The sequence below is a fragment of the Saccharothrix stipae genome (genome assembly GCF_054781895.1).
Map to the genome: position 1 here is coordinate 65,613 of NZ_BAAGTN010000008.1, position 15,332 is coordinate 80,944.

The following is a 15,332-nucleotide window of genomic DNA, read 5'->3' on the forward strand; positions in this document are numbered from 1 at the left end:
GCCCTCCCGTGGCAGTGTTCGGGGCATGGATTCCTGGCCCGTGCCCGCCCCGAACCTGCCCTCCGACGTGCACCCGGCGCTCGCCGCCACCGCGATCGCCGCGTCCGCCGCCTACGACCGGGCCCGCCGCGAGTTCACCCGCGTGCAGCTGCGCGAGGAGGTCGCCGACGGCGCGGACGGCACGCCCACCATGCGGGTGGACGCGATCGTGGAGGCCGCGATCGCCGAGGCGGCCGCGCGGGCGGGCGCGAACCTGCTGTCCGAGGAGGCCGGGTTCATCGACAACGGATCGGCCGCCACCCTCGTGATCGACCCCGTGGACGGCTCGGCGAACGCGGCCATGGGCGTGCCGCTGTCGTGCTTCGCGGGCGCCCTGGTGCTCGACGACCAGCCCGTCGAGGCCCTCACGGTCTGGTTCGACACCGGCCGCGCCTGGTCGGCCCACGCGGGCAGGCCCACGCCCTACCGCACCACCGGCCGGACCCACCTCAAGGGCGCGTCGATCTGCATGATGCGGCCCAAGCGCGGCACCGAGGACGCCTGGATGCGGGTGGCGAACCAGGTCGACCGCGTGCGCATCCTGTCCACCACGTGCCTGGAGACCGCGCTGGTCGCCGAGGGCGCGGTGGACGCGTTCGCCGACCCGGGCTCGGACACCCACCGGCTGATGGACCTGATCGCCGCCCTGGTCACCGTCCCGGCCGCGGGGGGAGCGCTGCTCGACCTGCGCGGCCGGCCGCTCACCTTCGACCTCGACATCTCCCGGCGCTGGTCGGGCATCGCCGCCGCGACGCCCGCGCTGGCCGATGACCTGATCGCGACCATCCTGGGCTGAGACCGTTCCCAGGTTGCCGTTTCGCTCACCCGCGGTACCACCGCGCGGTGTCCTCGATCGCCTGCTCGTGCGGCGTGACCGGCAGCGGCCCGAACGTCGACTCGAACGCGGAGTGGTCCACCACCCACGGCGCGGTCCGCTGGTGGTCCATCTCGCCCGAGCCGCGCAACCGCTTGTCGAACAGCGACCCCACGGTCACCGCCACCGCCGGCAGCCGCATCGGCTTGCGCCCGTTGCCGAGCACCCGGCCGGTCAGCGCGAAGAACTCGCGCACGGTCAACGTCTCGGCCGCCGGCGTGTGCCAGACCTTGCCGTCGGCGCGCTCGTCGTCGCCCAGCACGATCTGCGCCCGTGCCGTGTCGGCCAGGTAAGCGAACGTGTGCTGCATGTCCAACGGCCAGAACCACATGCCCGCCTTGCCCGCCGACATCGGCTTGATGATCAGCTCACCCGGCAGCGACCCCACACCACCGGGGCCGTAGTAGTCCGACGACCGGCACGTCGTGACCGGCACCGACGCCTCCCGCAAACGCTTGCCCAGCACGCTCCTGAGCTTCTCCTTCGGCCCCACCGGGCGCTCCGGCGTGTCCTCGCGCAGCGGCCCCGACACCGGTCCGTACGCGTACAGGTTGTCCGCGTAGACGATCTTCGCGCCCACCGCCTCCGCCGCCGCGATGGTGTTCTCCACCATCGTCGGCAACATCTCGACCCAGCTCGTGTACGGCACGTTCGCGGCCAGGTGGACCACCGAGGCGCCCTCGACGGCCTTCAGGGTCGACGCCCGGTCCATCAGGTCGCCGCGCACGTCCTGCGCACCCTCCGGAACTCCACCCGAACGTGTGACGGCCCGAACCTCCCGCCCGTCGGCCACCAGCTGCCGGGTGATCTCCCGCCCGATGCCCCGACCCGCTCCCAGCACGACCGCGGTCATGACGCCCCCTCGTATCAGCCTGTAACTTGTGTTAGAAGTTCTAACACAAGTTACCGTGTCCCCGTCAAGGAGGGTGACGTGGTCAACGTCCGCCGCGAGCGGTTCCGCGAGGAGACCAAGGCCGAGGCCAAGCGCATCGCGCTGGAGCAGTTGGCCGAGCAGGGGATCGCCGGGGTCTCGGTGAACGCCATCGCCAAGCGCATGGGCGTGACGGGTCCCGCGCTCTACCGGTACTTCAAGGGGCGCGACGACCTGCTCAACGACCTCGTCCGCGACGCGTGGCACGACCTCGCGGACGCGGTGGAGGCGTCGGTCGCGGCAGCGGAGGGCGCGCCCGCGCCCGACCGGCTGCGCGCGTTCGCCGAGGGGTTCCGGTCGTGGGGCGTCACCCAGCCGCACCGGTACCTGCTGCTGTTCGGCACGCCGCTACCCGGCTACCACGCGCCGCCGGACACCATCCTCATGGCGCACCGCACCATGAGCGCGCTGCTCGGCGTGCTGCCGCACGAGGGCGCGACGGCCGGGGCGTCCACACTGGACGACCAGCTCGTGGCGTGGGCGGGCTCGCGCGGCGAGGGTGACGTACCCCCCGCCGTGCTGCTCACCGGCCTGCGTGCGTTCACCAGGCTGCACGGCGTGCTCAGCCTGGAGGTCTCCGGCCAGTTCGGGCCGATGGGGATCGACCCGGCGCTGCTCTACCGCGCCGAGGTCGAGTCCTTGATCCTGGGTGATTCGGAGGTCCGGGGCTCGACCAGGCTGTCGGGGCCGGGGTAGACCAGCCCTTCGTGGCCGTCGGAGAAGCGGACCCGATACGGTGGCGCACCTTCCTCGCCGCGGACTTCGAGGATCTCGCCGACCTTCTCGTCGAGACCCACCGCGCGGCTGTGGATGTGCAACCGGTCGCCTACTGTCGCGTGCATCTGCAACACCTCCGGTGCGTCACAGCGTAGGGCTGTTCCGAAGGTACCGACAGCCTGGCATTTCCGCTCAGCTGCAAGCCTTGGACAACTTCGCCACCTGGTCGAGCTTCGCCTGCGTCCAGGCCGCGGCGTTGGCCGGGTTCAGGTCCTCCAGCGTCACCTTGCTCATGGTGTCGGACATGCCGGTGATGGCGTCCTTGACCGTGGCGTCGCCGGCCTTCGCGGCCAGGTCGTTCAGCTCCTGCGCCTTCTTCTGGGTCTCCTCCAGCGCCTTCTGCGGGTCGGTGCTGTCGGGGACGAAGTTGGCGAGCTGGAGCGCGTCGATGCAGACCTGCGCCTTGTCCGCGGCCTGGCCGACCTGGTTGGCCGTGTCGGAGGCCTGCTGCACGGCCTCGCAGCCGGAGACCGCGGCGGCGAGGCCCATCGCCAGCAGGAAGGTGGCTACCGGACGACCTGCGCGCATGAGGTGCTCCCGTTCTGAGTTGACCGTTTCGCCCGACTCTACCGACGTGCGTACAAACGACGCACCACGTCGTCGATTTCCGGCTCGACGACGACCAGGTCGTGCACTTCGGCCCGTGCGGCGACGGCGGAGATCAATGCCGCGGCCGTGGTGTCGGCGCGGCGGAACGTGAGGTGGTGTCGCAAACCGTTCGGCTCGCTGCGGCTCGACGTGACGCCGGGCAACCCGTCCAGCTCCGCCGGCCGTTCCAGGTCGATCACCAGCACCCGTTCCGGCGCCACCTCGGCCCGCAACTCCTCCAGCGGCCCGTCGGCCAGCACCGTGCCGCGGTCGATCACCACCAACCGCGGGCAAAGTCGCTCGATGTCGTCCAAATCGTGCGTGGTGAGCAACAAAGTGGTGCCGCGCTGCGTGTTCACCTCCGCCAGGAATTCCCGGAGCCGCTCCTTCGATTCCAGGTCGAGCCCGATCGTCGGCTCGTCCAACACCAACAACTCCGGCCCGTGCAGCAATGAGGCCGTGACCTCGCCCCGCATCCGCTGCCCCAGCGAGAGCTGCCGAACCGGCGTGCCCAGGAAGGGGCCGAGCTCCAACAGCTCCGCGCACTCCCGCAGCCTGGCCTCGAAATCGCCCCTCGGCACCCGGTAGATGGCCCGCAACAGGTCGAAGCTGTCCCGCAGCGGCAGGTCCCACCACAACTGGCTGCGCTGCCCGAACACCACCCCGATCCGCCGCGCCAGGTCACGCCGGGCGCGCGACGGGTCCACCCCGCACACCCGGACGAACCCCGAGGTCGGCACGAGGATCCCGGTCAGCACCTTGATGGTGGTGGACTTGCCCGCGCCGTTCGGCCCGACGTACCCGACGGCCTCACCGGCCGCCACGTCGAACGAGACCGAGTCCACCGCCCGCACGACCTGCTTGTCGCGCCGGAACCGACCGACCTTCGTCGTCACGGTGAACTCGCGACGCAGGTCCCGCACCTCGATCATGATCCAGTCCCTCGGTAGCGGCGGACGGCGGTCCGCCAGACCAACCCGGCCGCGACGGCCGCGGCCGCGGCGACCAACGGCGAGATCCACCCCAGGAACGCCGGACCGCCCAACGGGTCGGGGCGGTCGAGCAGGGCGAGGCTCGGGTAGTAGGCGACGAACGCGCCGGGGATGACGAAGGCGAAGAACCGTCGCAACCACGGCCCGTACACCGTGGCCGGGTAGGAGGTGAACGCGTTGCTCCCGTACGTCACCGCGTTCGAGAGCTCCTGGCCGTCGACCACCCAGAAGCAGATCGCGTTGGCCGTGATCCAGATCGACGAGAAGATCACCGCGCCGCTGATCGGGGCGGCGACGACGAGCACCGCGGTCGACGGAGACCAGGCGATGTCGTTCCGCTCCAACGCGTACACCAGGGCGGCGACGCCCGCACCGATCCGCCCGATCTTGCGCAGGTGCAGGTCGGAGGCCATCATCTGGGCCAACGTGCCCAAGGGCCGCAACAGCAGCACGTCGAACGTGCCGGTGCGGATGTAGGTCGGGAGCTCGTCCAACTGGCCCGCGACCATGTCGGCGATGCCGAACGCCGTGCCCGCGATCGCGTAGATCAGCACGACCTCGTCCACCGAGAACCCGCCCAGCGCGCTGACCCGGTTGAACAACACCAGGATGATGACCAGCTCGGCGAGCTGGGTGACGGCCTGGGCGACGCACTGGAGCACGAACGAGGCGCGGTAGGACATCTGACCGCGCAGGCGCGCGCCGACGAGCTTCAGGTAGACGCGTTCAGCCACCTTGGACCACCACCTTGCGCACGGCGCGCCGCAACACCAGGTGGCCGACCGCGAGGACCACCACGGCCCAGAACGCCTGCCCCGCCAGGAACGGCCACGGCGAGCCGCGCTCCAGGAACACGTCGATCGGCGCCTGCAACATCGCCGCGAACGGCGTGGACCACACGAGCGGGACCGCCCACTCGGGGAAGAACGCCAACGGCACGGCCAACCCGCACAACAGCCACGTCGCCGCCGTGTAGATCGCCGCCACGCCCCGGTTGTCGAGCAGCCAGAACGTCGTCGCGTTCAACAGGAACCGCAGGCCGAAGCTGACCGCCACCGCGAGCGCCACGCTGACCACGAATACGACCCACGTCCCGACCGAGGGCCACCGGAACGGGAAGAACAACGCCCCGAACAACACCGGCGGCGCGAACCGCACGGCCACCGCGTACCCGCAGCGGCCGACGTCCTCGGCGAACAACGCCATCTGCAGGTGCCAAGGGCGGTAGAGGTCGACGACGACGTCGCCGCTGCGAACGCGGTCGGCCAGGTGCTTGTCGCCCCACAGCACCACGACGGCGATCAACCCCTGGCCGAGCCAGACGTAGGTGGCGGTGGCCGCGACGTCGTAGCCGGAGATCGGACCCGGCCCCACCGCGGTGACCAAGACGGCCAGCCTGAGCAGCCCGAACACGACGTTCGTCGCCATGCCGGCGACCATCGCCCGTCGGTAGGTGGAGTACCTGCGGAATCCTGCCAGGGCTAACCGGGCGTAGGCACGCACGTCTGTTCACCCTAGGAACCACGGCAACCGAATTAGGCCACCGCCGAATCAGCCGACCGGCCGGGAACTCACCGCCGCGCCGCCAACACCCCGTCCAACAACCCCGGGAACAACGCGTCCAGGTCGTCGCGCCGCAACGAACTGATCCTCGACGTCCCCTGCGCCCGCACCCGCACCACGCCCGACTCGCGCAACGTCCGCACGTGGTGCGTGAGCGTCGACGCCGTCACACCGAGGTCGAGCCCCCCGCAGGACAGCCCCTCCTCGTGCCGCGCCAACTCGCGCACGATCCGCAGCCGCACCGGATCGGCCAAGGCGTGCAGCACCGACGTTATCCGGATCTCGTCCCGCTCCGGGTGCGCGAGCGCGGTGGTCATGGCGGCAATACTACGATATCGGTCGAACTTTGATGAACATCGTAGTACGTTGATCCTCATGTCGGCCCGAACCGCCCGCACCTACCTCTTGGCCGCCGGGGCGTTCGCCATCGGCACGAGTGGCTATATCGTCTCCGGCGTGCTGCCGGCCGTGAGCGAGGAACTGCACGTCTCCCACGCCACCGCCGGTCAACTGCTCACCGCGTTCGCCATCGCCTACGCGATCTCGTCCCCGCTCCTCTCCGCCCTCACCGGCCGGTGGGAACGCCGCACGCTCCTCGTCGTCGCCCTGGGCGTGGTCGCCTTCGGCAACCTCCTCGCCGCCCTCGCCCCGAACTACCCGCTGCTCCTGGGTGCCCGCGTCGTCAGCGCCCTCGGTGCGGCCGTCTACACACCCGCCGCCACCCTCGTCGCCACCGTCCTGACCCCGCCGCAACACCGCGGCCGAGCCGTCGCGCTCGTCTTCGGCGGCCTTACGTTCTCGCTGGTCCTCGGCGTGCCGGCGGGCAACCTGCTCGGTGGCCCCCTCGGCTACCAGGGCGTGTTCGCGCTGATCGCGGTCGTCTCGGCGGTGGCGGCGGTGGCCGTGCGGCTCTGGCTGCCCCGGGTCGAGGCCCCTCCGGTGGTCGGCCTGCGCCAGCGGTTCGCCCCCGCCGCCGACCGGCGCGTGCTGATGGTCCTCGGGCTCACGGTCCTCGCGTGCCTCGCCGTGTTCAGCGTCTTCAACTACATCGCGCCCCTGCTCACCCAGACCGCCGGCGTCGAAGGCGCCGCGATCGGCGTGCTCCTCGTCGCCTACGGGCTCGGCTCCGTGCTCGGCAACTGGGCCGCGGGCCGCCTCACCGACCGCTTCGACACCCGCAAGCTGCTGGTCGTGCTGTTCAGCTGCTTCACCGTCGTGCTGGCCACGTTGCCGCTGACCGCCACCACCCCGGTTTCGGCCGCCATCGCCCTGTTCGTCTGGGGCGCGCTCACCTGGTCCGCCAACCCGCCCATCCAGAGTTGGCTCATCGAACTCGCCCCCGCCAACAGCGGTCTGCTGCTCTCGCTCAACGCGTCCGCGATCTACCTGGGCGTCGGGCTGTCCGGGGTGGTCGGCGGCCTGGTGATCAGCTGGGCGGGCCTGCTGCCGCTGGCCCCGGTCGCCGCTCTCCTCGCGCTGGTCGCGCTGGTGATGCTGATCTTCGCCCTCAAGCCGCCCCGGTCACCTCAGGACCCGAACGCGCTGGTGGTGACCTCACCGGCGTCGGGCTCGCTCGCCAAGCAGTGGAAGTAGTTCCGGTCGCCGTCCGCGAACGCCACCGCGGTGATCCGCCACGTCGACGTGTCCACGGTCGGCCGGGTGTTGGCCTTCATGGCCTCGGCCGTGCACACGTCGGCGACCTCCGGCGCCTTCAGCAGGTCGTCGTTGCCCACCCGGGGGATCGCACCGGACAGCCAGCCACCGGCGAACGCCTCCCAGAAGTGCTCGACCGAGCAGTCACCGGCACGTCGTGCCGTCGCCGCCTGCCCGCCCGCGTGGTTGATGCCGTGGTAGCAGGTGGGTTCGGCGACGCAGAAGCCCGCCTCGCACGCTTCGAGCCTCGGCGGCGGCAGGGCTTCCCGCGTCGTCGTGGTGGTGGCAGTCGGAGTGGTGGTGCCGGTGTCGCCGGAGTTGCGGGTGGCCGCCCACCAGGTGCCACCGGCGATGACGGCCGTCAGCACCACCGCGCCGATCACCAACGGCGTCCGTGAGGGTCCCGCGGGCACGCCGCTCTGCCCGGGATGCGGCCGACCGGCCGGTGGCGCGCTCGGCCCGAACCCGGAGCCAGCACGCCCGAACACGGGCTCCCGCGGGCGAACCACCCCGGGCACGTCCCGCGACTCCGGCCGCAGCCCGTCCTGCAACTCCTGCCGCAACCGGGCCGCGCTCGGCGTGCGGTGGGCGACGTCCGGGTGCAGCGCACGCACCAACGTCTCGTGCAGGTCCGGCGGCACCCCGGGCACGAGCGGAACGGGCGATCGCAGCACCGCACCGAGGTGGTCGAACGACTCGACCGGCCACGGCACGGGACGCGGCGGCTTGCCCGCGAGCAGGTCGTACAGGGTCGCCGCCAACGCGTAGACGTCCGCGGCCGGCGTCGGCTGGGCCATGGCGAACGCCTCGGGCGGCGCGTAGCTGGGACTCAACGCGTCCCGCGTCACCGTGCTCGACCCCTCGGCGTCCAGCAGCGCCGCCAACCCGAAGTCGGCGAGCTTCACCGTGCCGTACCGGTCGAGCAGGATGTTGCCGGGCTTGATGTCGCGGTGCAGCACGCCCTCCGCGTGCGCCGCCGCCAAGGCGTCCGCCAACTGCACGCCCACCTCCCGCACCCGCGCTGCGGACAGCGGACCCTCCCGCCGGACCAGGTCGGCCAGCGAACCGCCCGGGCACAGCTCCATCACCAGGTAGGGGATGCCCTCCGGGGTGACGTTGGCGTCGTGCACCGCGACGACGTGCGGGTGGCCGGACAACCTGGCGGCGGCGTGCGCCTCGCGCAGGAACCGCCGCCGGTCGCGTTCGGTGCGCAGCACCCGGTCGTCGACCTTCACCGCGACCTCGCGGTTCAGCTGGACCTGGCGGGCGCGGTGGACGGTGGCGAAACCACCCTGACCCAGCGGCGTGAGATCGGCCAGTCCCGGCAGCTGCACGCGGGGACTCTAACCGGTGGCCGTCGCGCCACCCGCCGCCTTCGCCGCCTTCTTGAACGCCCGGACCTCCACCAACGTCTCGGCGCTGGTCACGTCCGCGATCGAGCGCCGCGAGCCCTCCTCGCCGTACGCCCCGGCCGCCTCCCGCCACCCCTCCGGCGTCACCCCGAGCTGCTTGCCCAGCAGCGCCACGAAGATCCGGGCCTTCTGGTCACCGAACCCGGGCAGGGCCTTCACCCGGCGCAGCACCTCCCTGCCGTCCGGCTTGCCCGACTTCCAGATGTTCGCCGTCTTGCCGTTGTAGTGCTCGATCACGTGCAGCGCCAACGCGTGGACCCGGCGTGCCATCGAGCCGCCGTACCGGTGGATCGCGGGCGGTTGCACGCACAGCTCCACGAACTCGTCCACATCGGCTTCGGCGATCTTGGTGATGCTGAACCCGTCCATCCGGTCCGCGATCTTCCGGGGACCGGCGAAGGCGTGTTCCATCGGGAACTGCTGGTCCAGCAGCAGCCCCGTGAGCAGCGCGAAGGGATCTTCGCTGAGCAACTTGTCGGCGGCCGGGTCACCGGTCAGGCGCAGCTTCTTCGGCATGGGTGCCATCCTCGCACCACACCCCGCGACCTCACTTGTCGAACTCCGGGATCAGCTCGCCGACCAGGCGCAGGCTCTGCATGACGTCCTCGTGCTTGAGGCTGCCGACCTGGTGGAACGCCATCAGGCGGTCGATGCCCAGGTCCGCGTAGACGCGCAGCTTCTTGCGGCACGTCTCCGGGCTGCCGACGATCAGCGAGTCCTGCTCGTTCAGCGCCTCGAAGATCTCCTCCGGCTCCACGTCGTCACCCTGCAAAACCCGGCCGATCACCACCTGGGCCCGGTTCGGCCCGGTGGACGCGGCCGCCTCCGCCCGCAGGAAGTCCCCGGTCAACCCACCGCCTGTGGGGTCGTTCAGCAGCTCTTCCTGACGTCGCACCGTCTCCACGAACGTGTCCGCGGCCTCGAAGAACGTCAGCGCCTTGACCGTGTACCACGCCGCCGCGATCACGGCGCCGTTGCGGATCGCCTGCTCGTCGGTCTCCGCGCAGTGCACGAACGTGAAGAACGCGACCTGGTCGTTGACCGACGCGCCGACCGGCGACGTGCACGCCCGCGCCGCCGCCCGGTACAGGTCCACCATCCGGCGCACCCGCTCGACGGACTCCCAGATCGTCGTCCCGAGCACCCCGACGCCCCGACGCCCGGCCTCCTCGAACGACGCCGGGCTGGCCGCCGCCTGCCACAGCGGCGGGTGGGGTCGTTGCAGCGGCTTGGGCACGATCGGCACGTCGTCGATCTCGAAGTCCTCGCTGGAGTGCGAGAAGCGCTCCGAGGTCCACATCCGCGGGATCATCTCGAACGCCTGCTGCGTCTGCCGCCGCACGTCCGCCGGGTCGATGCCGAACAGCCGCCACTCCGGCGTGGTGGACCTGGTCAGGCCGAACTCCAGCCGCCCACCGCTGAGGTGGTCCAGCATCGCGGCCCGTTCGGCTGCCCTGATCGGGTGGTTGAACCGCGCCGGCGCCAGCACCGCCGCGTGCCCCAGCCTCATCCTCGACGTCTGCTGCGAGATCGCGGCCAGCATCAGCTCCGGCGCGGACGACAGGCTGAACTCCTCGGCGCCGTGGTGCTCGACCTGCCACCAGCAGCCGTAACCGAGCTCGTCGGCCAGCCTGGCCTGCTCCAACGCCTCCGTGATGCGCGCGTGCTGGTGACCCTCCTGCCACGGGCGCGGGTCCTGGATCTCGTTGAAGACGTCGATCTTCATACCCGTCTCCTCCCGTGGGCTCGCCGAAACGTAGCCCGCGGACGCCCGCCGGGACATGCGCCATTCGGCTGACCGCCGACCGGTTGACCGGCCCGCGCTCAGGTCCGCACGATCGGCACGACCTGACCGATCAGCAGGCGCAACGCCTCCCGGTCCACCGTGGCCGGGTCCTCGGCCAGCCAGTCGCCGATCTCCTCGATGAACTGGGCGGGCGTCATCGGCGGCACGATGGCGTCCGCCGGTTCCTCGGTCGTGACCACGCCGTCCCGGCTCGGGTACACCAGCAGCGCGGTCCGGATGTCCAGCCACGGCAGCAGCTTCCGGTACACCGCCAGGCTGCGCGGCATCCGCATGCCACCGCCCCGGAACGGGTGGCCGTTGCGCCACACCGTGCCGTCGTCCTCGGCCTCGTAGTGCCCGGGCAGCCACGACTTCGACTCGATCAGCACCAGCTTCCGCCCGCACAGCACGGCGTGGTCGACGTCGGCGAACACCGAGCCCGGCCAGGCCAGGCCGTGGAAGATCCGCGCGCCCGGCAGCCGGGTCAGGTACCGGCTGAGCAGGTCCGCGGTGTGCTGCTCGCAGACCCGGTCGTCCGTGGTGCCGTGCACCACGCCGGTGTCGTGGTCCAGCGTGAACGCCCGGTCGGCCCGGATCGCCGCCAGGTACCGCCGCACCAACCGGAACGCGGCGGCCGCCGAGGCGGCCACCAGGACCAGCCAGACGCCCAGCGCCAACGGCGAGAAGTCGAGCACCACCACGGGCAGCAGCAGGAAGAACCACCCGCACATCGCAACCAGCGCGGGCGCGTGCCCAGGTCCGGCGGCGGGGACGTACCGCACCCGCTGCGCCACGTCGACCAGGTGCCACCACGCGAGGCCGCCGAGGTCCACCACGGGCTTCGGGGGTACGAAGTCGGGGTCTTCGCCGAAGTTGCGCAGTCGACCGGTCCGGCCGGAGCGCGGCGGGCGGGTCGGTGACGTGGGCCGTGCGCCCGGACGGGTGAACGACCACCCCCGGTCGTAGTCACGCCTCCGGGAGGGGTCACGCAGGGTGTCATATGCCTCTTGCAGCATGCGGAAGGTGCCGGAGGACCCGCCCGCGTCCGGGTGCATGACCTTGGCCAGGGAGCGGTAGGCGGACTTGATCTCCGCCTCGGACGCGTAGCGGCCGACCCCGAGGAGTTCGTAGTAGTCGACTCCGCGCACGAGGGCAGACCTTAGCGGCCCTGTCTCCGGGACCGTGGTCATGGTTAGTGTTGGGCAAGAGCCCGGTAGCGCAGTGGTTGTCGCGCCCTCCTGCTCGGAGGGAGGACGCCGGTTCGAATCCGGCCCGGCTCGGGACCATGTAGCGCAGTGGTTGACGCGCCCTCCCCCTGGGAGGGAGGACGCCGGTTCGAGTCCGGCCTGGTCCGCAGGGGTTCGAGGTCCGAGTTGCCGGTGCCGGTCGGCCGGCGCAGGCTTCGGCCATGGCGACTTGCGACGTTTGCGGCAACGACTACTGGATGAGCTTCGAGGTCCGGACGGCCGGCGACGGCGTGCACACGTTCGACAGTTTCGAGTGCGCGATCCAACGCCTGGCGCCGCGCTGCGAGCACTGCGACTGCCGCATCATCGGCCACGGCGTGGAGGTGCGGGGCAGGTTCTTCTGCTGCGCCCACTGCGCGCGCAGCGCGGAGAGCCTCGGCGCCCAGATCAAGGACACCGTCGGCGCCCACCCGGGCTGACCCGGCGGCCAGGTCGCTCCCGGACGCCTCAGCCGCAGTCCAGCACCAGCCGGCCGTTGACGAACGTCGGTTGCAGGTCGCCACGCGCGTCCACGCTCTTCGTGCCGTGCGGCAGCACCTCTTCGATCGCGCTGAACGCGAGGATGTCCGACACGCCGTAACGACCGCGCAGCGTGCGTTGGCCGGGGAACCGCAGCACCCGGCCCTCCCGCCGGTCGCGGTGGGCCAGCACGGCCCGCAGCGCGCCGCGGGTGAGCGCCTCCGGCCCGGCGAGCCGTTGCAATGAGCCGTTGTGCACGGCCACGCCGTAGCCGCGTTCGATCAGCGTCGACACCGTGTTCTCCGACGGCTGGTCGGTGAGCCGGAACGACATCGCGTGCCGTTCCTCCACCTCGTGCACGCACACGAGCTGCGCGTGGAACAGCAGCGTTTCGTACAGCGACACCGCGATGGCGTCCGCGGTCGCCCGGTCCTCATGACCGAGGTTCAGGCCGAGCCAGGTGGTCATCCGGCCGCCTCGACAACGTTGTCGTGCGTGGGGTGGGGCACGAAGTCCTCCTCGGCGCGGTCCGCGCGGGTCAGGATTTCGTGGAGGTTAGTCCGATCGGGTGATGATGCGGTAGCCGCCGAATGGCCGTTATCCAAAATTCAGATGGGTAGCAGGTCGAAAGTTTCGAAGAACGGGAGCGCGCCGGCCTGCTGGAGCGCGGCGGCGGACAGCCAGACGCTCAGGATCGTGATCAGCGGGCCGACGATCGCCATCTCGACCGTGCCGCCGGTCTTCATCCGCATGATCTTCGGCGGCGCGACCGGGAACCAGGTCTTGCCCATCAGCGGGATCGGCCACAGGATCGGGCAGCCCTGCTCGGTGATCGCGTCGCCGAGGTAGTGGGCCACGCACCCGATCCCGACCGCCACGCCGCACGCCGCCGCGCTGGCCGGCGTCTGCGCGGTCCAGGCCACGCAGGCGACCGTGATGGCGGCCGAGACGCCGGTGATGAGCAGGGCGTCCCTCTGCGGGCACCAGTCGTTCATGATCCCGCGCACGGCCAGGCCCGCGAACACGAACATCAGCGCCGGCAGCGCCCACTTCTGCGACTGCTGCACCACGGCCGTCGTGCCGACGGCGGCCGCCAGCGCGAACGCCAGCGTGTGGGTCAGGCCGCGGTGCCCGCCGTCGCGGTTGGAGTCCTTGCGGGTGCGGGTGGTGCGGTAGACGAACGAGCTCACCGTGTTGATCAGGGCCGACGCGCCCGCGCTGACCGGCCCGAACGTGCGGGAGATCGTCGACGACGGGTGGTCGAGGTCGGGCAGCAGGGCGGCGCCGGTGGCGAGCACCGCGCCGACCGCCCAGCTCTGCGGGGTGAGCTGGCCGATGGGGTGGCTCTCGGCCAGCGCGGTCACCGCCGCCCAGGCCAGCAGACCGCTCATGGCGTGGGTCGGACCCGTCGACAACGCTGCCCCCTTGATCACTCGTACGGGTGCGAGGTTAGCGGGGTGAACGCGCCCGGCGGTGGCAATCCGCGAACGCGTGTTCGAGTGTCGTCGCCGGTCGTCCCCGTGCGGCGGGCCGGCCGTGCGGCTGGTTGTATTGGCCCCGAGCACACCGGTGCCACCGGCGGCCGCGGCGTCCGCCCAGATGTGACGCCGTTCCCTTTTTCCGCCCGGGTGGACGCAAGCAGCCTGACATAGCAGTACGCTTGTCTTGCTTGCATTGTCGCGAGAGGAGCGCCCTGAGTATGGGCAAGATCAAGGTTCAGGGGACCGTCGTCGAACTCGACGGCGACGAGATGACCAGGATCATCTGGCAGTTCATCAAGGACAAGCTGATCCACCCGTACCTGGACGTCAACCTCGAGTACTACGACCTGGGCATCGAGTACCGGGACGCGACCGACGACCAGGTCACGATCGACGCCGCGCACGCCATCAAGAAGCACGGCGTCGGCGTCAAGTGCGCCACCATCACGCCGGACGAGGCGCGGGTCGAGGAGTTCGGCCTGAAGAAGATGTGGGTCTCGCCGAACGGCACGATCCGCAACATCCTCGGCGGCGTGGTGTTCCGCGAGCCGATCATCATCTCGAACATCCCGCGGCTGGTGCCGGGCTGGACGAAGCCGATCATCATCGGCCGTCACGCCCACGGCGACCAGTACAAGGCGACCAACTTCAAGGTCCCCGGCGCGGGCGAGCTGACCATCACGTTCACGCCCGAGGACGGCTCCGAGCCGATCAAGCACGTGGTGGCCAACTACGGGCCCGACGGCGGCGTGGCCATGGGCATGTACAACTTCAACAAGTCCATCGAGGACTTCGCGCGCGCCTCGTTCTCGTACGGGTTGCAGCGCAACTACCCGGTGTACATGTCGACCAAGAACACCATCCTCAAGGCGTACGACGGTGCGTTCAAGGACATCTTCCAGCAGGTGTTCGAGGACGAGTTCAAGGCGCAGTTCGACGCCGCGGGCCTGACCTACGAGCACCGCCTGATCGACGACATGGTGGCCGCCGCGATGAAGTGGGAGGGCGGCTACGTCTGGGCGTGCAAGAACTACGACGGTGACGTGCAGTCCGACACGGTCGCGCAGGGCTTCGGCTCGCTGGGCCTGATGACGTCGGTGCTGATGACGCCGGACGGCAAGACCGTCGAGGCCGAGGCCGCGCACGGCACGGTCACCCGGCACTACCGGCAGCACCAGGCGGGCAAGCCGACGTCCACCAACCCGATCGCGTCGATCTTCGCGTGGACCGGTGGCCTGAAGCACCGCGGCAAGCTGGACGGCACGCCGGAGGTGACCGGCTTCGCGGAGACGCTGGAGCAGGTCATCGTCGAGACCGTCGAGAGCGGCCGGATGACCAAGGACCTCGCCGTGCTCGTGGGCAAGGACCAGGAGTGGCTGACCACCGAGGACTTCCTCGGCACGCTGGACGAGAACCTGCAGAAGAAGATGGCCGGCTGACGCCTGCCCTCCGGCTCGCGCGATCAGGGGACTGCCTCCGGGCGGTCCCCTGATCCGTTCCCGCTGCCGTCTCCGTTCCGCTGCCGTTTCC

General features: G+C 70.7%; 18 protein-coding genes and 2 tRNA genes. 7 read left to right on the forward strand and 13 right to left on the reverse strand.

Annotated elements, in window-relative coordinates:
• The first annotated feature begins 25 nt into the window (after nt 1–25).
• Entirely contained in the window at nt 26–835 is an 810-nt protein-coding gene (locus ACYVLT_RS17060; RefSeq protein WP_461121183.1) for an inositol monophosphatase family protein, read from the forward strand.
• A gap of 25 nt (nt 836–860) precedes the next feature.
• Here the strand turns inward: ACYVLT_RS17060 and ACYVLT_RS17065 are convergent, their stop codons facing one another.
• Nucleotides 861–1,766 carry an NAD(P)H-binding protein gene (locus ACYVLT_RS17065; protein ID WP_461121184.1) on the reverse strand — a complete coding sequence of 302 codons (906 nt, stop codon included), beginning with the start codon at nt 1,764–1,766 and terminating at the stop codon, nt 861–863.
• 78 nt (nt 1,767–1,844) lie between these two features.
• Here ACYVLT_RS17065 and ACYVLT_RS17070 point away from each other — a divergent pair, with 78 nt between their 5' ends.
• Nucleotides 1,845–2,540: a TetR/AcrR family transcriptional regulator gene (locus ACYVLT_RS17070; protein WP_461121185.1), complete on the forward strand. Its 696-nt coding sequence runs from the start codon at nt 1,845–1,847 to the stop codon at nt 2,538–2,540.
• Here ACYVLT_RS17070 and ACYVLT_RS17075 read toward each other — a convergent pair.
• The 6 genes from ACYVLT_RS17075 to ACYVLT_RS17100 all read right to left on the reverse strand — a co-directional run bounded on the left by ACYVLT_RS17075 (nt 2,462) and on the right by ACYVLT_RS17100 (nt 6,081).
• Nucleotides 2,462–2,686 (reverse strand): DUF1918 domain-containing protein, encoded by a 225-nt coding sequence (locus ACYVLT_RS17075; RefSeq protein WP_461121186.1) that lies wholly within the window; start codon nt 2,684–2,686, stop codon nt 2,462–2,464. The two genes, ACYVLT_RS17070 and ACYVLT_RS17075, sit on opposite strands and share 79 nt — an antisense overlap.
• Nucleotides 2,687–2,753: 67 nt before the next feature.
• Nucleotides 2,754–3,149, reverse strand: coding sequence for a bacteriophage spanin2 family protein (locus tag ACYVLT_RS17080; protein ID WP_461121187.1), 396 nt, complete (start codon nt 3,147–3,149; stop codon nt 2,754–2,756).
• A 38-nt stretch (nt 3,150–3,187) separates the two neighbouring features.
• On the reverse strand, nt 3,188–4,141 hold the full coding sequence (locus tag ACYVLT_RS17085) for an ABC transporter ATP-binding protein (RefSeq protein ID WP_461121188.1): 954 nt from the start codon (nt 4,139–4,141) through the stop codon (nt 3,188–3,190).
• Nucleotides 4,138–4,935 (reverse strand): ABC transporter permease, encoded by a 798-nt coding sequence (locus ACYVLT_RS17090; protein WP_461121189.1) that lies wholly within the window; start codon nt 4,933–4,935, stop codon nt 4,138–4,140. Before ACYVLT_RS17090 ends, ACYVLT_RS17085 begins: the two co-directional genes overlap by 4 nt.
• The gene (locus ACYVLT_RS17095) at nt 4,928–5,629 is read right to left on the reverse strand and encodes an ABC transporter permease (RefSeq protein WP_461121190.1); all 702 of its coding nucleotides are present in this window, start codon (nt 5,627–5,629) and stop codon (nt 4,928–4,930) included. The genes ACYVLT_RS17090 and ACYVLT_RS17095 overlap by 8 nt, the downstream gene beginning before the upstream one ends.
• A 143-nt stretch (nt 5,630–5,772) precedes the next feature.
• Entirely contained in the window at nt 5,773–6,081 is a 309-nt protein-coding gene (locus ACYVLT_RS17100) for an ArsR/SmtB family transcription factor (protein WP_461121191.1), read from the reverse strand.
• A 58-nt stretch (nt 6,082–6,139) separates the two neighbouring features.
• On the opposite strand from ACYVLT_RS17100, the gene ACYVLT_RS17105 reads away from it, so the two are divergent.
• Nucleotides 6,140–7,357, forward strand: coding sequence for an MFS transporter (locus tag ACYVLT_RS17105; protein ID WP_461121192.1), 1,218 nt, complete (start codon nt 6,140–6,142; stop codon nt 7,355–7,357).
• On the opposite strand, the gene ACYVLT_RS17110 is transcribed toward ACYVLT_RS17105, so the two are convergent.
• The 4 genes from ACYVLT_RS17110 to ACYVLT_RS17125 all read right to left on the reverse strand — a co-directional run bounded on the left by ACYVLT_RS17110 (nt 7,291) and on the right by ACYVLT_RS17125 (nt 11,763).
• Nucleotides 7,291–8,751 carry a serine/threonine-protein kinase gene (locus ACYVLT_RS17110; RefSeq protein ID WP_461121193.1) on the reverse strand — a complete coding sequence of 487 codons (1,461 nt, stop codon included), beginning with the start codon at nt 8,749–8,751 and terminating at the stop codon, nt 7,291–7,293. The genes ACYVLT_RS17105 and ACYVLT_RS17110 overlap by 67 nt on opposite strands.
• A 9-nt stretch (nt 8,752–8,760) precedes the next feature.
• Complete coding sequence (locus ACYVLT_RS17115; protein ID WP_461122230.1) at nt 8,761–9,345, reverse strand: HhH-GPD-type base excision DNA repair protein; 585 nt, start codon at nt 9,343–9,345, stop codon at nt 8,761–8,763.
• Nucleotides 9,346–9,376: 31 nt separating this feature from the next.
• The gene (locus tag ACYVLT_RS17120; protein ID WP_461121194.1) at nt 9,377–10,555 is read right to left on the reverse strand and encodes an LLM class flavin-dependent oxidoreductase; all 1,179 of its coding nucleotides are present in this window, start codon (nt 10,553–10,555) and stop codon (nt 9,377–9,379) included.
• A 98-nt stretch (nt 10,556–10,653) separates the two neighbouring features.
• On the reverse strand, nt 10,654–11,763 hold the full coding sequence (locus tag ACYVLT_RS17125) for a J domain-containing protein (RefSeq protein WP_461121195.1): 1,110 nt from the start codon (nt 11,761–11,763) through the stop codon (nt 10,654–10,656).
• Nucleotides 11,764–11,821: 58 nt separating this feature from the next.
• Here ACYVLT_RS17125 and ACYVLT_RS17130 point away from each other — a divergent pair.
• The 3 genes from ACYVLT_RS17130 (at nt 11,822) to ACYVLT_RS17140 (ending at nt 12,281) form a co-directional block, all read left to right on the forward strand.
• Nucleotides 11,822–11,895 (forward strand) — tRNA-Ser (locus ACYVLT_RS17130).
• Nucleotides 11,896–11,969: transfer RNA gene (locus ACYVLT_RS17135), tRNA-Pro, on the forward strand.
• 54 nt (nt 11,970–12,023) lie between these two features.
• Nucleotides 12,024–12,281 (forward strand): Prokaryotic metallothionein, encoded by a 258-nt coding sequence (locus ACYVLT_RS17140; protein ID WP_360459033.1) that lies wholly within the window; start codon nt 12,024–12,026, stop codon nt 12,279–12,281.
• Between the two features lie 28 nt (nt 12,282–12,309).
• On the opposite strand, the gene ACYVLT_RS17145 is transcribed toward ACYVLT_RS17140, so the two are convergent.
• Together ACYVLT_RS17145 and ACYVLT_RS17150 are read right to left on the reverse strand one after the other, a co-directional pair.
• On the reverse strand, nt 12,310–12,789 hold the full coding sequence (locus ACYVLT_RS17145; RefSeq protein ID WP_461121196.1) for a hypothetical protein: 480 nt from the start codon (nt 12,787–12,789) through the stop codon (nt 12,310–12,312).
• A gap of 140 nt (nt 12,790–12,929) precedes the next feature.
• The gene (locus ACYVLT_RS17150; protein WP_461121197.1) at nt 12,930–13,736 is read right to left on the reverse strand and encodes a metal-dependent hydrolase; all 807 of its coding nucleotides are present in this window, start codon (nt 13,734–13,736) and stop codon (nt 12,930–12,932) included.
• A gap of 284 nt (nt 13,737–14,020) precedes the next feature.
• Here ACYVLT_RS17150 and ACYVLT_RS17155 point away from each other — a divergent pair, with 284 nt between their 5' ends.
• Nucleotides 14,021–15,241 (forward strand): NADP-dependent isocitrate dehydrogenase, encoded by a 1,221-nt coding sequence (locus tag ACYVLT_RS17155; protein ID WP_461121198.1) that lies wholly within the window; start codon nt 14,021–14,023, stop codon nt 15,239–15,241.
• Nucleotides 15,242–15,332: the final 91 nt, after the last annotated feature.